The organism is Kitasatospora sp. NPDC056184 (assembly GCF_042268405.1).
Classification (GTDB): Bacteria; Actinomycetota; Actinomycetes; order Streptomycetales; family Streptomycetaceae; genus Kitasatospora.
Genome location: NZ_JBHJUI010000059.1, coordinates 1 through 4,017, shown reverse-complemented (window position 1 = coordinate 4,017; position 4,017 = coordinate 1). Strand labels below are relative to the sequence as shown.

Sequence of the window (4,017 nt, the reverse complement as noted above, 5' to 3'; positions counted from 1 at the left end):
CCGCGGAGACCACCACCGTGTGCGACACCCCGGGGGTGTTGTCCACGAAATTGGTGATCAGCCAGTTCAGGTTCTGTGCGGCCTGGCTCATCTGACTCAACTCAACGCTCCTGGTGGTTCGAGCCGCCGAAGAGATCGGTGCTGCGATTCTGCTGTCCGTTGCCGGACGGGTCTACCTGATCGGGGTCGATCCGGAAGCTTCCGGTGGTACCGGCACTGCGGCCCTGCTCGACGCCGCGGCGCAGGTTGGTGAGGCGGCCGCGGACCTCCTCGGGTGAACGGGAGACCTGCGGGCCGTCCTGCGGGGTGGGCTTGGCGTTGCCCGGCACCAGGTTCTGCTTGGGCACGCGCCGGGGCAGGCCGGCCGGGGTGGTGCCGCTGGAGGAGGGCTCGCGGAGCTTCTCGGCCCGCTGCCAGTCGCCGTCGTTGGGCGACTGCCAGGCCGCGTTGCCGGCGGCCGTCGGGCCGGTGGGCCCGTAGCCGCCGAGGGCGGACACGTCGTGGCTGCGGGGCTCGGCCACGTCGGACGAGGTGTCCTTGGCGCCGGTGAACCAGTTCGGGCTCTCGCCGCCGCCGTCGCCGTCCTGCGGGCCGGCCGGGAAGCCGCCGCCGGCCAGCTGCTGGCCCGGGCGGCGCTGCGGCAGCCCGGACGGCAGGGTGGCGGGGCCGGTGTCGGCGGCCGGGAGGGCGGGCTGCTCGGGGGCGTACGGGTGGCCCGCCGGGGCCTCCTCGGCCCGCCGGCCGTACTGGTCGTCGTAGCCGGCCTCCTGGCCGTACCCGTCCTGCTGCCCGTACTCGTCGTAGCCCTGCTGCGGGTACGGGTTGTAGCCGTCCTGCTGGTAGCCCTCGGCGTCGTAGCCGGCGTTCTGGCCGTAGTCGTCCTGGTAGCCGTACTGGTCGTCGGCGTAGCCGGACTGCTGGTAGCCCTGCTGCGGGTACTGCTCGTCGCGGCCGTAGGCCTCGTCGTTGCGGCGGCCGTAGGCCGGGTAGTCGTCCTCGACCTCGGCGTCCACCACCGGCGGCCGGTCGTCGTGCGGTCCGGCCTCCAGCGCGGCGCGGCGGACCTGGTCCAGGCGCTGCGAGCGCTGGACGGCCTCCAGGGCCGGGCTGAAGCCGGTGGAGCCGGAGTTGCCGAGGCCGGTGAGGTGGTCGTCGAAGCCGAGTTCGGCGGCGCTGCGGACCGGGTCCTGATCGAGCGCCCACTCGGCGGCCGGCTCCTGCTCGGCGAAGATCCGGGAGACGGTGAACTGCTCCTCGGGCTCCGGGGCCGCGGCCATCTGGGTCAGGAACGGCGGCAGCATGACCAGCGAGGTGGTCCCGGCCGACTCGCCGGACGGGCGGAGCTGGACGCGGATGTCGTGCCGCTGGGAGAGCCGGCCGACCACGAACAGGCCCATGCGGCGGGAGATGGTGGCGTCGACCGTGGGCGGCTCGGCCAGCTTCTCGTTGATCTCCGCGAAGTCCTCCGCGGTGAGGCCGATGCCCTTGTCGTGGATCTCGACGAGCACCCGGCCGTCCGGCAGGCGGGTCGCGTTGACCAGCACCCGGGTCTGCGGGCTGGAGAACGTGGTGGCGTTCTCCAGCAGCTCGGCGAGCAGGTGGACGAGGTCGGTCACGGCGGCGCCGACGACCTCGGCCTCGGGGATGCCGGAGAGCTCGACGCGCTCGTACTGCTCCACCTCGGACGCGGCGGCGCGGAGCACGTCGACCAGCGGGACCGGGGTGTTCCAGCGGCGGCCGGCCTCCTCGCCCGCGAGGACGAGCAGGTTCTCGCCGTTGCGGCGCATGCGGGTCGCGAGGTGGTCCAGCTTGAAGAGGTTCTCCAGCTGGTCCGGGTCGGCCTCGTTGTTCTCGAGGTCGGTGATCAGCGCCAGCTGGCGCTGGATGAGGCTCTGGCTGCGGCGCGACAGGTTGGTGAAGATCGCGTTGACGTTGCCTCGCAGCAGCGCCTGCTCGGCGGCGAGCGCGACCGCCTGCCGGTGGACCTGGTCGAAGGCCCGGGCGACCTCGCCGATCTCGTCCTTGCCGTGCAGCGGGATCGGGGTGACGTTGGTGTCCACCCGGTCCGGGTCGGTCTTGGAGAGCCGCTCGACCAGCTCGGGCAGGCGGTGGTCGGCGATGTCCAGGGCGGCGTTGCGCAGGGTGCGCATGCCGAGAATCATCGAGCGGGCCACGTAGCCGGTGAGGACACCGGCGAGGATCAGCGCGGTGAGCACGATCAGCGCGTTGAGGATGGCGTCGAAGCGCGCGTTGTCGCGCAGCTCGGCGGCGTCCACGAGCACGTCGTCCAGCAGCGCGATCTCGGTGGCGCGGAGGCTGGAGATGTGGGTGTTGGCGGCCTGGTTCCAGTTCTCCGGGGTCAGGCCGGAGTCCTTGGCCTCCTTGTAGGCCTTGTCGGCGAGCTCCTTGCCCTGCGACTGGCCGGTGGCGGCCGCCTGGGTGTAGGCGGTGCCGAGGTTCAGCAGGCCGGTCATGGTCGGGACGCTGCCGTTGGGCATCCGGTAGGCGGCGCGCTGGTCGGCGTTGGCTTGGGCGACCTGGGCGTCGGCGTACTTACGGGCGTCCTCGGGGGCGCTGCCGGTGTTGAACTCGGACAGCGCGGTCTGCTCCAGGCGCTGGGCGACCAGCAGCTGCTGGATGAGGTCGACGTTCTCGTACCGGGTGGTCTTCTGGGCGGAGATGCCGACCAGCAGCTGCAGCATGAGCGCGCGCTGGGTCGAGGCGGAGGCCTTGGCCAGCGACATCGCGTAGATGGAGCGGCCCTTGCTGGTGAGGTTGGACGAGCCGAGGCCGACCGAGTTGTCGTAGGACAGCAGCGGCGCGAACATCACCGAGTAGGCGCTGACGGTCGCGGAGGCGAAGAGGTTGTCCGCGTACGCGGCCGTGCGCAGTTGCGGCAGGTAGGTGACCACGGACTGGAAGGCCTCGTGGCGGCGGGGGAGCTCACCGGACTTGTCGCTCGCCTCGTAGGCCGCGTTGTACGCCTTGAGGGCGGCGTCGGTGGTCGAGCGCGCCTTGGTGACGTCGTTGTTCGGGTCCTGCTTGGTGATCAGGGGTATGAGCGTCTTGTCGCGCTCGCCCTCCAGCGCCTCGGCGAGCTCGGTGGCGGCCTTGGCGAGGGTGGCGGTGCGCTGGGCGCGGTCGGCCTTGACGAAGCCGTCGATCGAGGTGTTGACGCGCAGTCCGCCGAAGACCAGGCCGATGACGACCGGGATCAGCAGGATCGCGATCAGGCGGGCGGGCACGCGCCAGTTGCGCGGGCGCACGAAGTCGTAGCGGCTGCTCTTGGGGCCGGTGTCGTCGGAGCCGGAGCCGGAGGTGGGGCCGGTGCCGGTGCCCGGGCCGGAGGCGCGGTCCGTGCCGGGGCCGGGCTGCTGCGGTGCCGGGGCGGCCTGCGGCCGTTCCTCGACCGGTGTGAACGCCGAGAACCCGCCCGGTTCCGGTGCGGTGCCGTTCGGCTCGCTCTGGCGGGGCTCGGAGCGCCGCTGCGGGGCGACCTGCTGCTTACGCCTCACTCGACAACTACCTCTCGGCCGACAGTCGGCCATGGATCAATCCAGCGCTACCCCCGGGGGCCGCCCGCTCCGGGGAGCGGCAGCCGTACGGGATCCAGGGGTAGCTGGAATTTCAGCACGTGCAGGGATGGGGGACAAACAGCTGCTGGTGGGCGATGCGCGCGGTGCAATTCAGGACATTCGCCCACATGTTGGAACATAACTGTGGTCTTCTGGCGCTGAGTGATGCCAATTCGCTACAAACAGTCATTGTTGATCACGAAATGCCTACCGAACTGTTATCCGCTGCTTATGCGGGGGTCTTGCGCGAGGCGACCGTACGACACCTCTCCGCAAGCGAACGTGCCCCGGCGCCCCGTCACGCCGACGGGGTGCCGGGGCCGCCGACCTCGGGTTCCGCTCAGCGGAGCCGGGCGAGGAGGGCGTGTTCGACGAGGGTGATGAGGGCGCTTTTGGCGCTGTCGCGTCGGCGGGCGTCGAGGGTGATGACGGGGGTGTCGCT

The 4,017-nt window shown here is 71.3% G+C and carries 1 protein-coding gene and 2 pseudogenes; all 3 read right to left on the bottom strand.

Annotated elements, in window-relative coordinates; all coding sequences use genetic code 11:
* Positions 1–91 (bottom strand): annotated as a pseudogene (locus tag ACFC0B_RS40830) (roadblock/LC7 domain-containing protein); the annotation flags it as partial.
* Positions 92–101: 10 nt separating this feature from the next.
* Positions 102–3,515, bottom strand: coding sequence for a nitrate- and nitrite sensing domain-containing protein (locus ACFC0B_RS40825; RefSeq protein ID WP_376098560.1), 3,414 nt, complete (start codon positions 3,513–3,515; stop codon positions 102–104).
* Between the two features lie 400 nt (positions 3,516–3,915).
* Positions 3,916–4,017: pseudogene (locus ACFC0B_RS40820) on the bottom strand (ATP-binding protein); the annotation flags it as partial.